Genomic DNA, 18,408 nt, shown 5'->3' with positions numbered 1-18,408 from the left:
TGGCGAATGGGAGAACGCAGGCGCATAAGTGAGCATGTTTTCACGCGGCCACCAGTTCGTCAGCGCGCTATACAGCCGAGCATGAAACCCAGGAAAAAACGGTGCCAAAAACGAAAGGCAAAACCAACTACTGATTTTTGATTATCAATATTCGCCAGCTCCAGCATGTACTGTTGTGGCTGGCGGCATCGGAGTTATGTATGTCGCAACTCATTTTCAGCGAAGAGTGGATGGTTGAAGCGCGATTAGCAGAAAAGACCGGCTTGTCTGAAAGACAAATTAAAAGTTATCGGTTGAATTTGTGGATCGAAGGCGTGCATTTCAAACATCTGACAGCTCTCGGGGAAACTGACAATTCTAAAGGTCTGCTTTGGTACAACTATCCAAAGATTAACCAATTAGTACAGGAAGCATGATGGACTTTCCAACCGGCGTTGAGCTGCATAATGGAAAAATACGGATCACATTTACCTATCGCGGCAAACGTTGCCGCGAAGTCCTTCGGGGCTGGACGGTTAACAGCAGCAACATCAAAAAAGCCGGAAATCTTCGTGCGCTCATAACAAGTGAAATACAGCTCGGTAAGTTCGACTATGCGGAACGTTTCCCGGAATCCAAAGCGCTTAAGAAGTTCATCACAACCAAAAAAATCACCACGTTTAAAGAACTGAGTGATTTTTTTACAGACACCAAAGCCTTAGAGGTATCTGGTGCAACACTGCTATCGCTTACTTCGGTCGTAAATACGTTACTACGTGTAATCGGAGAAAATACCCGTCTGGTAGATATTGAGCATGCCGACATTTTGCATTACCGAAAGGAGTTATTAACCGGGACAATTATTAACCCGGCGATGCCGAATCTGGCCAGGCAGGGCCGCGCGCCCTCAACAGTCAATAAACAGATGGCAGTTTTATCAGAAATGCTTAAGCTCGCAAACCGAAGCCAGTTTATATTGCATGCTCCTTATGAAGGAGTGTCGCGACTCAAGTTATCTAAAAATGATCCCGACCCACTTTTACTTCATGAGTACCAGGCTCTGATAGCCGCCCTTCCCCGTAGCCAGGCATTAATCATTATTGTTGCCGTACATACGGGGATGAGGCCGGGCGAGATATGCGCCCTGGCATGGGAAGACATTGATTTGGTAAAAGGTGAAATCCACGTATCCAGAAGTTTGACGAATAAGCGAGTATTTGTACCCCCTAAGACAGATGCCGGAATAAGGACGATAACGTTGCTTAAACCTGCTCTGGATGCACTGAAGGAACAATACGAAGTCACCGGCGCTAATCCGAAGCAAGAAATTCGATTTCACCATCGGGAGATCGGAAAAACTGAGCAGCAATCTCTTCGCTTCGTTTTTTCACCGACAGCATATTCGTCAAAAAAAGGCAGTTACTTCTCCAAGAACTCGATTGCCTATGGCTGGAAGCGAGGCACTAAACTTGCAAATATCCGCGAAAGGAATCCTTATCAGTCACGGCATACCTACGCATGCTGGACGTTGATGGCCGGAGCGAATCCGTCATTCATAGCGAGTCAGATGGGACATGAAGATGCGCGCATGGTGTACGAGGTTTACTCCAAGTGGATTGGCGACATGAACCAGGATCAGGTCAACATGCTGAACAATCAGATGCCAACGGCACTGCCCCCAGGACGCCCCCACGGGCAGGGGAGCATGAGAAAAGTTATTTAATTTCATAGCGCTGCTTTCAATCCACATAATCAGCGTTAAACTATTTATACCGTTATTTTAGGGAGAAACGATGATGCGCGTACTGGTTGTCGAGGATAATGCTTTATTACGCCACCACCTCAAGGTTCAGTTACAGGATTTAGGGCATCAGGTGGATGATGCAGAAGATGCGAAGGAAGCGGACTATTATCTGAATGAACATCTGCCGGATATCGCGATCGTTGATTTAGGACTCCCCGATGAAGACGGTTTGTCATTGATCCGCCGTTGGCGCAGCAATGAGGTTTCGTTGCCGATTCTGGTGTTAACCGCGCGTGAAGGCTGGCAGGACAAGGTGGAAGTACTCAGCGCCGGAGCCGACGATTACGTCACAAAACCGTTTCATATCGAAGAGGTGGCTGCGCGCATGCAGGCACTGATGCGTCGCAACAGCGGTCTGGCATCGCAGATTATTTCTCTTCCTCCTTTCCAGGTGGACCTCTCTCGACGCGAGTTATCCGTCAATGATGAAGTTATCAAGCTCACGGCGTTCGAATACACCATTATGGAAACACTTATCCGTAACAACGGCAAAGTGGTCAGTAAAGATTCGCTCATGTTACAGCTTTACCCAGATGCCGAGCTGCGTGAAAGCCACACCATTGATGTTCTGATGGGGCGTCTGCGTAAAAAAATACAGGCGCAATACCCAGATGATGTCATCACCACCGTGCGTGGCCAGGGATATCTTTTTGAACTGCGCTAATGAATAAATTATTGCGTCATTTTTTCCCGTTATCACTGCGGTTGCGCTTTTTACTGGCAACCGCGGGCGTGGTATTGGTGCTTTCGCTGGCCTACGGCATGGTTGCCCTGGTGGGCTACAGCGTCAGCTTTGATAAAACAACGTTCCGCCTGCTGCGGGGTGAAAGTAACCTGTTCTATACCCTGGCAAAATGGGAGAACGGTAAGATAAACGTCGAGCTGCCTGAGAATCTCGATATGCAAAGCCCAACAATGTCGCTGATCTATAACGAAGACGGTGAGTTGTTGTGGGCGCAGCGCAATGTTCCCTGGCTGACGCACAGTATCCAACCGGAATGGCTAAAAGCGAACGGTTTTCATGAGATTGAAGCCAATGTAGATGCCACCAGCACCTTACTGGGCGAAGATCACTCCGCTCAGCAGCAGTTAAAAGAAGTCAGGGAAGATGACGACGATGCCGAAATGACCCACTCGGTCGCCGTGAACGTCTACCCCGCCACTGCCAGAATGCCACAGTTGACCATTGTGGTTGTCGATACCATTCCTATTGAGCTAAAGCGCTCGTATATGGTCTGGAGTTGGTTTATTTATGTGCTGGTCGCCAATCTGTTGCTGGTCATTCCGCTGTTATGGGTAGCCGCCTGGTGGAGTCTGCGGCCTATCGAATCGCTGGCGCGTGAAGTCCGTGAGCTTGAGGAACATCATCGAGAGATGTTAAACCCCGCCACCACGCGCGAACTGACCAGCCTGGTCCGCAATCTTAATCGACTTTTAAAAAGCGAACGCGAGCGCTACGACAAATACCGTACGACGTTAACAGACCTCACCCACAGCCTGAAAACACCGCTGGCGGTATTACAGAGTACGCTCCGCTCGATGCGTAATGAAAAAATGAACGTGAGCGACGCGGAACCCATCATGCTGGAACAAATCAGCCGTATTTCCCAGCAGATTGGCTATTACCTGCATCGCGCCAGCATGCGTGGCAGCAGCGTGCTGCTTAGCCGCGAACTGCATCCGGTCGCGCCGTTGCTGGATAAACTCACCTCGGCGCTAAATAAGGTGTATCAGCGTAAAGGCGTCAACATAAATCTCGATATCTCACCCGAAATCAGTTTTGTGGGCGAACAGAACGATTTTGTCGAAGTGATGGGCAACGTGCTGGATAACGCATGTAAATATTGTCTGGAGTTTGTCGAGATTTCAGCGCATCTGTCCGAGGATCAGCTACACATTCTGGTTGAAGATGATGGTCCTGGTATTCCGCAAAGCAAACGGGAAGTGGTGTTTGACCGTGGACAGCGTGTCGATACGCTACGACCAGGGCAAGGCGTTGGACTGGCGGTGGCGCGAGAAATCACCGAACAGTATGACGGGCAGATTATTGCAGGCGATAGCCTGCTGGGTGGCGCGCGCATGGAAGTTATTTTTGGCCGCCAGCAGCCGGGGCAGATAGACGAGTAATCGCCGCATGTAATAAATATGTACTGATTTCCCGCTTGCGGTTAAGTATCCGTTATAATCGGTTGCAGATACCAGCCTGCGGGATGCTCATTATGGAATACCAACTCACACTTAACTGGCCCGATTTTCTTGAACGCCACTGGCAGAAACGCCCGGTGGTCTTAAAACGCGGGTTTAACAACTTTATTGATCCACTCTCTCCTGACGAACTGGCTGGACTGGCAATGGAAAGCGAAGTCGACAGCCGACTCGTCAGCCACCAGGACGGTAAATGGCAGGTTAGCCACGGTCCGTTCGAAAGCTATGATCATCTCGGCGAGAACAACTGGTCGCTGCTGGTACAGGCGGTCAATCACTGGCATGAACCCACCGCCGCGCTGATGCGTCCGTTTCGCGAACTGCCGGACTGGCGGATTGACGATCTGATGATCTCCTTCTCCGTACCCGGTGGCGGCGTTGGCCCACATCTTGATCAGTACGATGTGTTTATTATTCAGGGAACCGGGCGACGTCGCTGGCGCGTGGGCGAAAAACTGCAGTTGAAGCAGCACTGCCCTCACCCGGACCTGCTGCAGGTCGCCCCGTTTGAAGCCATCATCGATGAAGAGCTGGAACCCGGCGATATCCTGTACATTCCACCAGGATTCCCGCACGAAGGCTATGCGCTGGAAAACGCCATGAACTATTCGGTCGGTTTCCGCGCGCCAAATACTCGCGAACTGATCAGCGGCTTCGCCGATTACGTTTTGCAACGTGAGCTGGGCAGCACGTATTACAGCGATCCTGACCTGCCGCCGCGCGATCATCCGGCTGACGTTCTGCCGCAGGAAATGGACAAGCTGCGTGAAATGATGCTTGGACTGATTAATCAGCCGGAACATTTCCAGCAGTGGTTTGGCGAGTTTATTTCTCAGTCTCGTCATGAGCTGGATATTGCTCCACCGGAGCCGCCGTATCAGCCAGACGAAATTTACGATGCCCTGAAGCAAGGGGATGTGTTAGTGCGTCTGGGCGGATTGCGCGTATTGCGCATCGGCGATGACGTCTACGCCAACGGTGAGAAAATTGATTCACCGCATCGCCCTGCCCTGGAAGCGCTTGCCAGCCATATTGTTCTGACGGCCGAGAACTTTGAGGATGCGCTGGAAGATCCGTCTTTCCTTGCCATGCTTGCCGCACTGGTAAACAGCGGATACTGGTTCTTCGAAGGATAATACGAACGGTGCCTGATGCGACGCTAGCGCGCCCTATCAGGCCTTCTGGAGTGAAATACTGTAGGCCGGATAAGCGAAGCGCTATCCGGCATCTATCGATAAATTTACTGCTGCTTTGCGGTTAACTCCGCAATACGTACAATCACCCGCACCGCTTTTTCCATTCCTTCCAGAGTTACAAACTCATGTTTACCATGATAGTTGTAGCCTCCGGTAAACAGATTCGGACACGGTAACCCCATAAAGGACAGCTGCGCGCCGTCGGTGCCGCCACGAATAGGTTTCAGCACCGGCTCAATATCGCAATCGCGCATCGCCTTCTGGGCGATATCCAGCACGTGCGGATGCTCAATCACTTTTTCGCGCATATTGTAGTAGCTGTCTTCAATCACCAGTTCGATATAGCAATCCGGGTGTAACCCTTTGCCGACCTTTTTGGCGATCTCCATGATCTTGCGTTTGCGCGCTTCAAACTGCTTGCGGTCAAAATCACGGATGATGTAGTGCATATCCGCCCGATCGACCGTCCCTTTCATGCTCGCCAGATGATAAAAGCCTTCGTAGCCTTCCGTCGTTTCCGGGCTTTCGTCTGCCGGAACCTCAGCATGAATACGAGCAGCCAGCGACAGCGCATTCACCATCACCCCTTTTGCGGTACCGGGATGGACATTGTTGCCGACAATTTTGATATTAACCGACGCGGCGTTGAAGTTTTCAAATTCCAGCTCTCCCACGCCACCGCCGTCAACGGTATAGGCCCACTGCGCATCAAATGCCGCAACGTCAAAATGCTTCGCCCCTTTACCAACCTCTTCGTCCGGCGTAAAGGCCACGCGGATATCACCGTGCGGAATATCTTTTTGGATGAGCACCGCCAGCGCGGTCATGATTTCCGCCACGCCTGCTTTATCATCCGCGCCCAGCAGCGTTTTACCGTCTGTGGTGATCAGCGTCTGACCCAGAAGTTGATGCAGCACCGGGAACATCACCGGCGACAGAACTTCATCACCAATGCCTAACGCAATATCGCCGCCGCGATAGTTTTCAACGATTTGCGGATTAACGTTTTTACCGCTGAAATCCGGTGAGGTATCCACATGGGAAATAAAGCCGATCGCGGGAATATTGCCAGCAACGTTAGCGGGCAACGTGGCCATCAGCGTCCCCTTTTCGCTCAGTGAAATGTTAATCAGCCCCATCTCTTCGAGCTGTTGTTTGAGCAGTTGTAATAACTTCCACTGTCCTTCGGTGCTGGGTACCTGCCGCACACCCGATTTTGATTGGGTGTCCAGCGACACGTAGTGTAAAAAACGCTCAAGTAGTTTATCCATGCAGTCACCCTCACTTTTTGTGACAACATTATCAATAAGCAACAAAAGACAAATATTGCGTCAGGTCACTTTTATCCCCGCAAGTGAGAATATTTCGCCCTGACATCCCCTCTGACTATAGGGCTAAGTCAGTAATTCGCAACAAGGATTGGCGATTACCATGGTTTGCCGTAGAATAACGGCCCTCATTAAGAGTCATCAAGGTGGTTAACCACGAACCCCGCAGCGGTCAGCCATCCGTTGCGTTTACATGGGACAGAGTAAAAAATTGAATAAACAACCGCGTTCGCTTTCTCCACTGGTGCAATTAGCGGGAATTCGCAAAAGTTTCGATGGCAAAGAGGTGATTTCCAGCCTGGATTTGACCATCAATAATGGCGAGTTTCTCACGCTGCTTGGCCCCTCTGGCTGCGGTAAAACAACCGTTCTTCGCCTGATTGCCGGTCTGGAAACGGTTGATTCCGGTCATATCATGTTGGACAACCAGGACATCACTCACGTTCCTGCGGAAAACCGCTACGTGAACACCGTCTTCCAAAGCTATGCGTTATTTCCCCACATGACCGTATTTGAGAATGTGGCCTTTGGCTTACGCATGCAAAAAACGCCCGCAGCCGACATTCCTCCCCGCGTTACCGAAGCTCTGCGCATGGTGCAGCTGGAAGAGTTCGCCCAGCGAAAACCGCATCAACTCTCCGGTGGACAGCAGCAGCGCGTAGCGATTGCCCGAGCGGTGGTCAATAAACCTCGTTTACTCCTGTTAGACGAATCTCTCTCTGCGCTGGACTACAAACTACGTAAGCAGATGCAGAACGAACTGAAAGCGCTGCAACGTAAGCTTGGTATCACCTTTGTCTTTGTCACTCACGATCAGGAAGAGGCGCTGACCATGTCAGACCGTATCGTGGTGATGCGCGATGGCAAGATTGAGCAGGACGGTACGCCGCGCGAAATCTACGAAGAGCCGAAAAATCTGTTCGTCGCCGGGTTTATCGGTGAGATCAATATGTTTAATGCGACGGTGATAGAACGTCTGGACGAACAGCGCGTTCGTGCTAACGTTGAAGGTCGCGAGTGCAATATTTATGTCAACTTCGCGGTGATTCCCGGGCAGAAGCTGCACGTCCTGTTACGCCCTGAAGATCTGCGCGTTGATGAAATCAACGACGACAATCATATCGAAGGCCTGATCGGCTACGTGCGTGAACGCAACTACAAGGGCATGACGCTGGAGTCGGTTGTGGAACTGGAAAATGGCAAGATGGTGATGGTCAGTGAATTCTTCAACGAAGACGATCCTGACTTTGACCACTCTCTCGACCAGAAAATGGCGATTAACTGGGTAGAAAGCTGGGAGGTCGTACTGGCTGATGAAGAACACAAGTAAATTCCAGAGTGTGGTGATCGTCACCATTGTCGGTTGGCTTGTGTTATTTGTCTTTCTGCCCAACCTGATGATCATCGGCACCAGCTTTTTGACCCGCGACGACGCCAATTTCGTCAAAATGGTCTTTACGCTGGAAAACTATACACGCCTGCTCGATCCGCTCTATTTTGAGGTACTGGTTCACTCCCTCAATATGGCGCTGATTGCCACGCTCGCCTGTCTGGTGCTCGGCTATCCGTTTGCCTGGTTTTTGGTGAAACTGCCGGAAAAAGTGCGTCCATTGCTGCTGTTCCTGCTGATTGTTCCGTTCTGGACCAACTCGCTGATTCGCATCTACGGACTCAAAATATTCCTCAGTACCAAGGGCTACCTCAACGAATTTCTGTTGTGGCTCGGCGTTATCGATACCCCCATTCGCATCATGTTTACCCCCAGCGCGGTGATTATCGGCCTGGTGTACATCCTGCTGCCGTTTATGGTGATGCCGCTCTATTCCAGCATTGAAAAGCTCGATAAACCGCTGCTGGAAGCCGCGCGCGATTTGGGCGCCAGTAAACTTCAGACCTTCACCCGCATCATTATTCCGTTAACGATGCCGGGAATTATCGCCGGATGCCTGCTGGTTATGCTGCCCGCAATGGGGCTGTTTTACGTTTCCGACTTAATGGGCGGGGCGAAAAACCTGCTGATTGGCAACGTGATTAAAGTTCAGTTCCTGAACATCCGCGATTGGCCGTTCGGTGCAGCCACCAGCATTACGCTGACCATCGTCATGGGTCTGATGCTGCTGATCTACTGGCGCGCCTCCCGCTTGCTGAACAAGAAGGTTAGCGACATTGATAGTTAACCGATATTACTCAAAAAGTTAAAATGATCATGGCATGCTTTTTACCCTCAAGTAAACTGCATGCCAGGTCACGAACGGGGATAAGATTTGTAAAATCAGAAAGGAATTGTAAACCCGCAATATTATGCCGTCATGATACTCATGAATTTATTATCGATATTCAAGAAATTGTCTTCTGGATTCATCATCTTCAAGGTACTCAAATGAGAGAAGGCGAATTTTGGTAAGGTTATAAAACCACTCGCAATCGTTTCGTTGAATAATTTCGCCAGGCTTGAAACATATTCCGGATGCTTCCCGGATAATCGCATATTTACCATTATTAAACCTGGCCCTGTGGATACAGAAAGATTGGCCAACCTGCCCATGACAGCTGTTCGAAAGGATATGTCCTTCAATAAAAATAGATTTTTTAGATTTCATCATCATATCCTCTCAAACTACAGTACAGGAGCAATATTGTCATTTCCCAACATCACTCACGTTAGGTGGCAGAAGCCGATCAGCCGCCGATACACCAGCATTCTGATGGTCTGAACAACAGCCCGCAGGCAGGGCACTCCAGAACCGCATCTTTTCTTAGTTTACCTGCTTTCTGATCGGCTCTGTATGCGCATACCGGGCAGGCAACATGCACCGGTCTTTCTTTAAAGTGCCTGAGTCCTTTTGTATAAGACATAAATAATTCTCTGAGGAACACAGTAATTATTATACGCCTTAATATAAAAATAACTGGCTTAAGTTATGTTAATTTATGATTAAATCAGGAGATCAGATATTGAAAATTAAACGTCTGATTTATGATATAATACCCTTCCGTGAGAAATTTATCATGAAATCAGAAGACACCCTTGACTGGTACCCGGCCCAATTGCCACCAGTGAAAATTATTCTTGGCGAAGCCGTGCTGGCAGTGGGCAAACAGGGCCGACCTATTAATACCCGAACTTTGCTGGAATACCTTCAGGTCATGCAGGACAAGCAAAAAAAACGAGATGACAAAATCGCCATGCAGACAGCGATTGAGGTTCTCAGGGATAATCAGCGCATTAACGGCAGACGTTAATGCGCGTCCGGACTCAGTGTCAGTTCTGAATAATCTCAACCGTATGGTTTTGTCCATCATCCCGCAGCGGTATTCTGTCATCAGGGAGGAGAACACCATCCAGTGTAACGCGATATTCTGCATCGCCGCGTGACACACTAATCTGATAATGGCTTTCGCCATATTGATAAGCCATAGAAAAAGACGGCCACCCATCCGGCAACCGGGCATGAACCGTAAGGTCAGCACCGGAACGTTTTATCCCCAGTAATTCCTCGGTAAGTAAACGCCAGGCCCAGCCTGATGAACCGGTATACCAGCTCCATCCGGCACGTCCGATATGGGGAGCGACGCTGTAGACATCAGCGCTCATGACATAAGGCTCGGCTTTATAGATCCCGACTGAGTTCACATTCAGAGTATGATTTATCGGGCTGAGCATGGACCAGAGTTGCCAGGCACGTTCGGCATTCCCCATTCGGGCAAATGCCATCACAGCCCAGATAGCGCCATGTGTATACTGCCCTCCGTTTTCCCGCACACCAGGCAGGTAGCCCTGTATGTAACCCGGATTTGGACCGTGCCCATCGAAAGGCGGCGTTAATAGTTTTATCAGTCCCCCCTCGCTATCCACAAGGTGCTTATCCAGCGCCTGCATGGCCTTTGCGCACCGTCCCGGGCTAGCGGCCCCGGACAATACTGACCAGCTCTGGGCAATCGCATCAATCCGGCAATCCTGTGATGCTTTCGACCCCAGGGGAGTACCATCGTCAAAATATCCACGCCGGTACCATTCACCATCCCAGGCGTGGGCTTCGAGATTGCTTTGCAGGCGTACAGCCTGTGAACGGCACATTGAGGCGACGCTTTCATCCAGCCTGCGATCAGCCAGCGCCGCAAACCGCTGCAAAATGTCGAACAGGAAGAAGCCCAGCCAGACGCTTTCACCCTTGCCGTCGATCCCCACCCGGTTCATGCCGTCATTCCAGTCACCCGCCCCCATCAGCGGCAGACCATGCTCCCCGAACTGTTGTCCATACTTAATGGCTTTGACGCAGTGTAACCAGAGTGTCTCTTCGGTACCGCTGATCACCGGCGTATCATAGGCAGACTCTTCACCAGGCTGAAGCGGACGTCCCTCCAGATAAGGAATACGTGTTTCCAGTACATCCATATCCCCCGTCGTTTCAACATAGTGGCAAACGGCAAGCGGAAGCCACAGATAATCATCGGAACAGCGGGTGCGCACCCCGTTGCCGTGTGGCGGGTGCCACCAGTGCTGTACATCACCCTCAATAAATTGCCGTGATGCACACAGGATTATCTGTTCTCTCATCCGGTTCGGATCAGCATGACTCAGCGCCAGCGTATCCTGCAGTTGATCGCGAAAACCAAATGCGCCGCCGGACTGGTAGTAACCGCTGCGAGCCATCAGGCGGCAGGCTACCGTCTGGTACAATAGCCAGCCATTCACCAGTAAATTTACCGATGTGTCGGGGGTGTTAACCACGATTTTATCGAGCACATTGTGCCAGTGGTTGTGAACCCGGTTCAGCTCCTCGCGGACCGTCTCCTCATTCATATAACGGGCAAGCGTCTCCTGAGCTCGAATATGATTCTCCTCTGCGCCGAGGATAAAAATAAACGTCCTCTGATCGCCATCAATTAAGGTAACCGCCGATTGTACTGCCCCGCAGGGATCCAGACCGGCGCCCGTTTTACCTGAAAGCCTGCGTAGCTTCATGACCGACGGGGCGTGCAGAGAACCATTACGACCGATAAATTCCCGGCGGTCCCCGGTCAACGAACAGTCATTACCGCTGACGGCAAAAAAGGCAGTACGACCGCTACCGTTATCACCATAAAAATTGTTCGCCAGCACTCCGCAGCCGCCAGGCGGTCTGGCCGCATGTGTCACAATGTGAGGGGCTGAGCGAGTTCGTGTTCCTCCGAGCGTCCACTCCACATAGCCGGTGACGGAAAGTTTGCGTGTCCGCCCCGAAGAGTTACTGAGCGTCAGGAGCGCCAGTTTAACCGGCGCCTCTTCGGCAACCAGGACCGTCAGCTCGCTGTCTATACCACTCTCTCGATGGGCAAACACGCTGTAACCGAAACCATGGCGGGTCAGGTAATCACCATGTCCGCGAACAGGTAAAGCCGTCGGTGACCAACACTCACCGCTCTCTTCATCGCGCAGATAAAACGCCTCGCCGCTGCGATCGCTCACCGGATCGTTCTCCCACGGTGTCAACCGGTATTCATGTGCATTCTCATACCAGGAGTAGGCCTGTCCCGCCTCTGAAATCACAGTGCCAAAACGGGCATTTGCCAGTACGTTTGACCAGGGTGCCGGTGTCTGCGCATCTTCCCGCAGGACAATCTGATATTCCCGACCATCCTGAGAAAATCCACCGTACCCATTGAAATGGCATAACTGACTGATATCGGGACTCCAGTCCGTATGTTGATTACGCTCGCGTACAGCCCGTGGAATGAGTGCTCTGGCCTGAGGTTTAAGGGTGTGAGTACGCTGATTAAGCTGCTCATTAATACTGCCTGTGCGGTCATCAAGATAAAGACAGGCCACGCTCATCAAAAGCAACTTATCCTCAGCAGAGAGATGCTCGCCATTACGAACAAAAATACCGCCCGTTTTGTCCAGCAGGCTGGCTTCAGACCCGGCATAAATTAAGTCCATAATCTGATTTTGTAAGCCCTGCTGGTAGCCGCCGGGACTGTTATTCAGGATAACCAAATCAACATCCAGTCCTTTCTGTCTCCAGTAACGGTGCGCCTGAATCAGTGTGGTCACTGAAGCAATACTTTCCTCGCTGGTAATACTGATCAGCACTATCGGCAGATCGCCTGAAATTGCCCAGCCCCACAGACCGGACTGACCACGCCGGTTGCGGCTGATCGCCTGGCCTTCGGCGCGCAGCTCCTGGACAGGGTAAAGCACCGCGCTGGCAAGACGATTAAACAAAGTGGCATCATCTTCACTGGCGTTCATCTGGCGTAACACCACCAGACTGTGAGACCAGGCCAGTTCAAAGACGCGATCAGCGATAGGGTAATCGCGGTATTTTTCCAGCAATGCCAGACTCTGCTGGCGGGTCTCGCTGATGCCATAAATGATATCAATCGTGACCGGCTGCCCCGGCTGCAGAGTGATGGCGTGGCGTATTGCCAGGATCGGATCCAGCACTGACCCCGACGTGTTGCTGAGCGCCCCGCCTGCCTTTATTGCCTGGGCATCAGCAGGGTTTCTGCCACGACCAAGAAATTTTGCCCTGTCTGTTTCAAACGAAACGTTATGAAGGTTATCGCCATGCACCACCATCATGTGAAACAGGCAGGGACTCGCTTCACCCGGAGAACGCGGGCGCCGGTGGCAAAGAATAGCGTCACGCTCAGGATCCAGTTCCGTCTGAATAAACAGATTGCTAAATGCCGGGTGTGCCAGATCGCTGGCTTCAGGCGCCAGTACTACTTCGGCATAGGTTGTCAGTTCCAGAGAGCGAGGCTGGCGACCACGATGAATCAGTGTGAGCCGTCGCAACTCAATATCATCCTCCGGGGAGATCACAACCTGAGTTTTGACGCTGAGCCCATCGAAAGTGCGTCTGAATTCAGCACTCGCATCGGTGAATATCACTTCCTCGTCATGCCCGCTGGTGTGGGCTGTTGGTTGCCAGGTATTGCTCGACACATTCCCCGTCTGTATATCGCGGATATAGCAGAATGCTCCCCAGTTATCGCGGGTGGTATCACTGCGCCAGCGCGTAAGCGCAATATTATTCCAGCGACTGTAGCCGCCGCCGCCCGTGGTCAACATCAGATGATAATGGTTGTTGGACAGCAGTTGAATATCCGGGGCCGGCGTGTCCACGCCATAGAAAATACGGGGTTCATAGCGAACGGGTTTGACCCTGCCCTCATGAGATTCAAAATGACGGCGCGGACTGTACAGATCGACTGCATCCGGCACGCGTTCCTGTAACAGCAGGCTCGCAGACCGGAAGACCGTACTGGACATGAAGCGTTCAGTCATCGGGGCGTCAAGTAGCACATGAGCCAGCGCCTGAAACGCCATGCCCTGGTGATGCGCCATCCAGGACTGAACCACCGCATAGAGCTGACCGGTTGCGAGGCGTGAGGGAGTATAGTCCAGCGCTTCATAAAAACCGTATTCACCATGTGCGCCATTTTTTTGCAGCCTGATCAGGTTCTCACAGGCTTTCTGTGGGGAGACCATCAACGCCAGCAGTGTGGCGTAAGGGGCGACAACCATGTCATCAGCAAGCCCCCTGCGCAGGCCGAGACCCGGCACACCAAATGCCTGATATTGATAATTATGCTGAACATCAAAAGCATGATAACCAGACTCTGAAACGCCCCACGGTACTCCGCGTTCTTTCCCCCAATGAATCTGGCGCATAACCGCCGACTGACTCATTTCATCGAGCAGGCTGCCAGGCCAGGTGGGCATTACCAGATTCGGCATCAGGTATTCAAACATTGACCCGCTCCATGACATCAGGGCGGTTTCATTGTCAATGGTAGTGAACAGTCGTCCCAACGCGTACCAGCTTTTAAGAGGTAGCTGATTAGTGGCAATGGCAAGAAAGCTGGTCAGGCGGATTTCAGACGGCAGAAGATCGTAGTGGCTCTTGTCAGGCATATTCGTGTCACAGTTATAGCCAACACTGAGCAGACTGGTTGCTTCGCTGTACAGAAAGGCGAAATCCATCCGGGCATGCTCATCCAGCCGTTGTTCAAGTTCAGTGATAATATTGAGTCGCATCCGGGCCTGCTCCGTCGCTGACGCCGGGGGGGTTCCTACACCAGTAAATGTTGCGCGGGCAAGCTCGCACAAAGTCGGCAGCGTCTGTTCGTTCCAGGATGCAGGTAACCAGCCAAGCAGCAGCGACCACTCATGGCAAAGCTGAACCAGTTGATGCTCCAGATGTCCTGCCCAACGCATCTGAAGAGGAGATCCCTGATGGCATAGCGTGTTCAGGTGGTTGCACTGGGTGCGCATATTTATCAGCTCGCTGAAAAATGTCTGCGGAGAGAGCGACACCGCGCTCAGGCAGTGTTTTCGCAGCAACCGCAAGCTGTCAGGCGGGTTCTGACCCCACTGTTTTTCCAGAATATCCAGCGTATCGTTCAGTCCTGCCAGTATCTGTTGGCGGTTTAAAACTGGCTGATGACGCATGGCGGACAGCCCTGCACGCAGGGTCAACAAATGCCCTGCCATGTTGCCGCTGTCGACGCTTGAGATATAGCGTGGGCTGAGGGGGGCCAGCGTACGAGTGTCATACCAGTTGTAGAGATGGCCCCGGTAGTGCTCCATTTTATCCATTGTGTCGAGCGTGAGCGACACGCGCCGGAGCACTTCCCCGCCGGGCAGGTAGCCAAAGTCCCATGCCGTCAGGTTAGCCATGAGAGAAAGGCCAATATTGGTAGGAGAAGTTCGATGGGCCACCGTCGGCTGCGGTATTTCCTGGTAGTTATCAGGCGGAAGCCAGTTCTCTTTTTCTGTGGCAAAGGTTTCAAAAAACGCCCAGATTTCACGGCTTGTCTGGCGCAACAGCTGTTTTTGTTCCGGATTGGGCGAAAACACCTTACGCGCAGGCTGGCGACTCAGCCAGCTCATCAGCAGCGGTGCCACACACCATAACAAACCGATCGGCAACGCAATCCCCAGCAGTTGTGGAGCAAATTGTCCGGTCAGTATTATCAGCATCACACCACCTGCAACATTCAGCCACATCGCCTGATAAAAACGCGCGACAGTGGGTCCGGCCTGATTGCTGTCCTGGCTGTGGCTGACCCACTGGCTGAGGTGACGCCTACTGATCCCCAATCGCCATAACGTCACGGCGATCGCTTTTAGCGAATATCCGGCTTCATGCGGCAGTATCGCAAAATTAAGGCCGATACCTGACAAACGCTTCAGCGCGCCCGCCCCTACCAGTAACAGATGCGGCTTCAGGCGGCGACGCAGAGGTTTATGCAGCAGGTCATGGGTGATGCAGAGGATGGTTGGCAACAGCCATATCAGCGACAGTACGCCCAGCCAGTAAACCGGATTAGGTACCCCAAGCAGGGTGAAGAACAGCAATACCAGTAATGAAGGGGCGACCAGACTGCGACGCAGATTATCGAGTAATTTCCAGTAAGAAAGCGCGGTCAGCGGATTCCTGGTCCGGGTTCCATCGGCTCTTCTGACACGTGGTTTCAGCCAGTTAAGCAGTTGCCAGTCACCCCGGATCCAGCGTGAACGACGTGCAACATCCGACAGATAATTATTCGGGTACTGTTCATAGAGTAACACCTCACTCAGCAGACCCGAACGTGCATAGCATCCTTCGAGTAGATCATGGCTGAGAACCAGGTTTTCCGGGCAGGTGTTGGCCGTGGCCTGCATAAAAATGTCAACATCGTAAATCCCTTTCCCCACGAACGATCCTTCCCCAAAAAGATCCTGATAGATATCCGAAGACATCATCGAATAGGGATTATTGCCCGGTATGCTGCTGCGCATGGCGGCGTAACGTCCCTGACCGTTGCGTGGTATCTCCTCCGCAAGGCCGGGTTGTAAAATGCCAAATCCTTTGACAACCCTCTGGCGTACCGGATCATACTCTGGCGTATTCAGCGGATGCGCCATTGTCGCGACCAGTTTGTGCGCCGTATCGCGCGGCAGCACCGTATCACTGTCCAGGGTAATGACGTATTTAATGTGGCCCGGTAAAAGGTTAGCAGGCATGTCTGCAACGCTGACGAATTGTGTCCCCGGATGGCGCAACCAGCTGTTCAGTAACGCCAGTTTTCCCCGTTTGCGTTCATAGCCCATCCACGTTCCTTCCGCGGGGTTCCATTCAGGCTGGCGGTGTAGCAGATAAAAACGTGGGCGGCTGGAGGGATAGCGGCGATTCAGCGCCTGCGTATCGGCGATCGCCTGTCTGAGCAGCATCTGGCTTTCCGGCGAGGGTTCATTTGCAGAATCAGCGAAATCAGTGAGCAGCGCAAACCTGAGATTTTCGTTTTCATTCCCCAGCCAGCAGACTTCAAGACTGGTGAGGAGTTGGCTGAAACTTGCGTGGCTGGTCAGCATGCAGGGGATGACTAACAGAGTGGCGCTGTCAGGGGGAATGCCGGTTGAGAAATCCATCCGCGGCAAGGGGCGAGGAACGCGAAAACGGGTGGTGGCGTCACTGAGTAAATCGCTCATCAACTGAGTTACAGCGATAATCAGAGGGAATATCACCGCGATCAACAGCCAGTCTGCGCCCTGCATGGCTGTTTCGTGCAAAATTGCCGCGGTCGTTGCGGTTGTCAACAACGCCAGGCTTCCAAGCCATGACAGCAGGGTTATTCTGTTGAAACTGTGCCGCAAGCGCATGAGCCTTGAGGTGTCTGCTAACAGATGAATTTCCAGCGCCTGCCGACCTTCGCCTGCGAGATAATAACCAACATGATATTCCAGTGTATCGGGAGCACTGTTTCCTGAAAGGGTCAGCACCCTGTCAGCAACTTCAGGCTCGCTGAGACCACTGTCTCTGGCCAGGACCTCAACAACGTGCCGGTAATGATCCCGGGTATTGAAGTGCATCCGAGGATAGATACCGGCAGGATCATTGCGTAATGCCTGTTCGACGACACTTATCGTTTCGGCGAAATCAGCCCAATCCGTTTCACTCAGTAATCGCAGGCCCGCGATACTGTTACTGACAGATAGCTGGCTGGCGGCAAGCTGTTGATTGAAATTATGTATGAGAACGTCGGTGGTGATCCCCTGTTCCCGAAGGCACTGATCAACCCAGGTCAGAGGTAACGACAGCGCATTGCCATGCCCCTGCAGACGCCGCACCAGCTCTGCGACAAAGGCACTGGTTAACGTAGGTCGGGAGCGTGCCATATCGGCAACAACCATGATTAAATCGCCAGGGGCATTCTCTGCACATCCGAAAATCTTTGTTATCCACATATCGGCCAGCGTTCTGTCCTGCTGCGCTTTGATCACTTCGATACTGATACGACGAAGATTTTCAATCAGCGCCAGGCGCAGCATTCCCGGTAACGCCCAGACTTCACCTAATGTCAGCGGGGTCACCTGTTGATAGGCGGTGAGATAGCTGGTCAGGCTGGCGGCATCCCAGCGCCCGTCACCGTGAGCAATGGCCTCTGATGCAATATTGTAAATTCGTGGGCAATTCAGCGGCGACATCAGCGACGGGAGACCTTTACCAAAGCTTTTCGGCAAGTGCTGGCGGACAGTGCGGATTTGTTCCTCAATCAGATAATAATTGTCCAGCAACCACTCCCCGGCAGGCATGATGCTGGTCTTTTTACCCGCGTTAAGCTCATAGCAACTTTGGGTAATGATGGCCTCATTCTCGCCGAGTCTTTTTAGAAGATAATAAGGATGTTTATCCGGCGATAATTTATGAGTCCGTGCGAGCTTCTGACCGTAGCGTTCCATCTGGGCGGTCGAAAAGAGTTCTGACTGCAGCGTGCTTTCACCGGCAGGATCGTTCGCCGAAAACGTTACGCTTTCGGTAGCATTCATCGGAATATGGGAGCGGTTAAACCACGCCCTGGGGTTCATTTTCATAGCATTGCTCTGATGCAGAGTTAGCATGCAGGAGCAGTTGCGAAATCAGTT

Annotated in this window: 10 protein-coding genes; 8 read left to right on the top strand and 2 right to left on the bottom strand. The window is 52.0% G+C overall.

The annotated features are described in order from the left end of the window. The first annotated feature begins 200 nt into the window (after positions 1-200). The 5 genes from xisR (at position 201) to roxA (ending at position 5,124) form a co-directional block, all read left to right on the top strand. Complete coding sequence (xisR, locus tag KQJ19_RS07690) at positions 201-416, top strand: excisionase family protein (protein ID WP_216403510.1); 216 nt, start codon at positions 201-203, stop codon at positions 414-416. After that, a complete protein-coding gene (locus KQJ19_RS07685; protein WP_057064235.1) occupies positions 416-1,702 on the top strand; it encodes a site-specific integrase in 1,287 nt (428 codons plus the stop codon). Before xisR ends, KQJ19_RS07685 begins: the two co-directional genes overlap by 1 nt. Positions 1,703-1,775: 73 nt before the next feature. Then, positions 1,776-2,447 carry a two-component system response regulator PhoP gene (gene phoP, locus KQJ19_RS07680; protein WP_003846709.1) on the top strand — a complete coding sequence of 224 codons (672 nt, stop codon included), beginning with the start codon at positions 1,776-1,778 and terminating at the stop codon, positions 2,445-2,447. Then, positions 2,447-3,910: a two-component system sensor histidine kinase PhoQ gene (gene phoQ / locus KQJ19_RS07675; RefSeq protein WP_016152698.1), complete on the top strand. Its 1,464-nt coding sequence runs from the start codon at positions 2,447-2,449 to the stop codon at positions 3,908-3,910. The genes phoP and phoQ overlap by 1 nt, the downstream gene beginning before the upstream one ends. 92 nt (positions 3,911-4,002) lie before the next feature. Further along, positions 4,003-5,124 (top strand): [50S ribosomal protein L16]-arginine 3-hydroxylase, encoded by a 1,122-nt coding sequence (gene roxA / locus KQJ19_RS07670; protein WP_016152697.1) that lies wholly within the window; start codon positions 4,003-4,005, stop codon positions 5,122-5,124. Positions 5,125-5,228: 104 nt separating this feature from the next. Here the strand turns inward: roxA and pepT are convergent, their stop codons facing one another. Further along, positions 5,229-6,455 carry a peptidase T gene (gene pepT, locus KQJ19_RS07665; RefSeq protein WP_047415361.1) on the bottom strand — a complete coding sequence of 409 codons (1,227 nt, stop codon included), beginning with the start codon at positions 6,453-6,455 and terminating at the stop codon, positions 5,229-5,231. 250 nt (positions 6,456-6,705) lie between these two features. Between pepT and potA the strand changes: the two genes are divergently transcribed. From potA to KQJ19_RS07645, 3 genes are all read left to right on the top strand, one after another. Further along, entirely contained in the window at positions 6,706-7,842 is a 1,137-nt protein-coding gene (gene potA, locus KQJ19_RS07660; RefSeq protein ID WP_016152695.1) for a spermidine/putrescine ABC transporter ATP-binding protein PotA, read from the top strand. Beyond that, positions 7,826-8,689 (top strand): spermidine/putrescine ABC transporter permease PotB, encoded by an 864-nt coding sequence (gene potB / locus KQJ19_RS07655; protein ID WP_016150058.1) that lies wholly within the window; start codon positions 7,826-7,828, stop codon positions 8,687-8,689. Before potA ends, potB begins: the two co-directional genes overlap by 17 nt. 832 nt (positions 8,690-9,521) lie before the next feature. Next, positions 9,522-9,755, top strand: a complete 234-nt coding sequence (locus KQJ19_RS07645) for a hypothetical protein (protein ID WP_029139493.1) — start codon at positions 9,522-9,524, stop codon at positions 9,753-9,755. Between the two features lie 19 nt (positions 9,756-9,774). On the opposite strand, the gene KQJ19_RS07640 is transcribed toward KQJ19_RS07645, so the two are convergent. Next, positions 9,775-18,357 (bottom strand): glucoamylase family protein, encoded by an 8,583-nt coding sequence (locus KQJ19_RS07640; RefSeq protein ID WP_049282082.1) that lies wholly within the window; start codon positions 18,355-18,357, stop codon positions 9,775-9,777. Positions 18,358-18,408 lie beyond the last annotated feature (51 nt).

It is taken from the genome of Citrobacter sp. S46_ASV_140, assembly GCF_018919545.1.
Lineage (GTDB): Bacteria > Pseudomonadota > Gammaproteobacteria > Enterobacterales > Enterobacteriaceae > Citrobacter > Citrobacter braakii.
The sequence above is the reverse complement of the archived record's forward strand: the minus strand, read 5'-3'. Positions and strand labels throughout refer to the sequence as shown.

Bases quoted from the DNA above. Each gene is read 5' to 3' on its own strand.
- xisR (WP_216403510.1), top strand. From the start codon at position 201: ATGTCGCAACTCATTTTCAGCGAAGAGTGGATGGTTGAAGCGCGATTA.
- potB (WP_016150058.1), top strand. From the start codon at position 7,826: ATGAAGAACACAAGTAAATTCCAGAGTGTGGTGATCGTCACCATTGTC.
- phoQ (WP_016152698.1), top strand. From the start codon at position 2,447: ATGAATAAATTATTGCGTCATTTTTTCCCGTTATCACTGCGGTTGCGC.
- KQJ19_RS07645 (WP_029139493.1), top strand. From the start codon at position 9,522: ATGAAATCAGAAGACACCCTTGACTGGTACCCGGCCCAATTGCCACCA.
- KQJ19_RS07640 (WP_049282082.1), bottom strand. From the start codon at position 18,357: ATGAAAATGAACCCCAGGGCGTGGTTTAACCGCTCCCATATTCCGATG.
- potA (WP_016152695.1), top strand. From the start codon at position 6,706: ATGGGACAGAGTAAAAAATTGAATAAACAACCGCGTTCGCTTTCTCCA.
- pepT (WP_047415361.1), bottom strand. From the start codon at position 6,455: ATGGATAAACTACTTGAGCGTTTTTTACACTACGTGTCGCTGGACACC.
- phoP (WP_003846709.1), top strand. From the start codon at position 1,776: ATGCGCGTACTGGTTGTCGAGGATAATGCTTTATTACGCCACCACCTC.
- KQJ19_RS07685 (WP_057064235.1), top strand. From the start codon at position 416: ATGGACTTTCCAACCGGCGTTGAGCTGCATAATGGAAAAATACGGATC.
- roxA (WP_016152697.1), top strand. From the start codon at position 4,003: ATGGAATACCAACTCACACTTAACTGGCCCGATTTTCTTGAACGCCAC.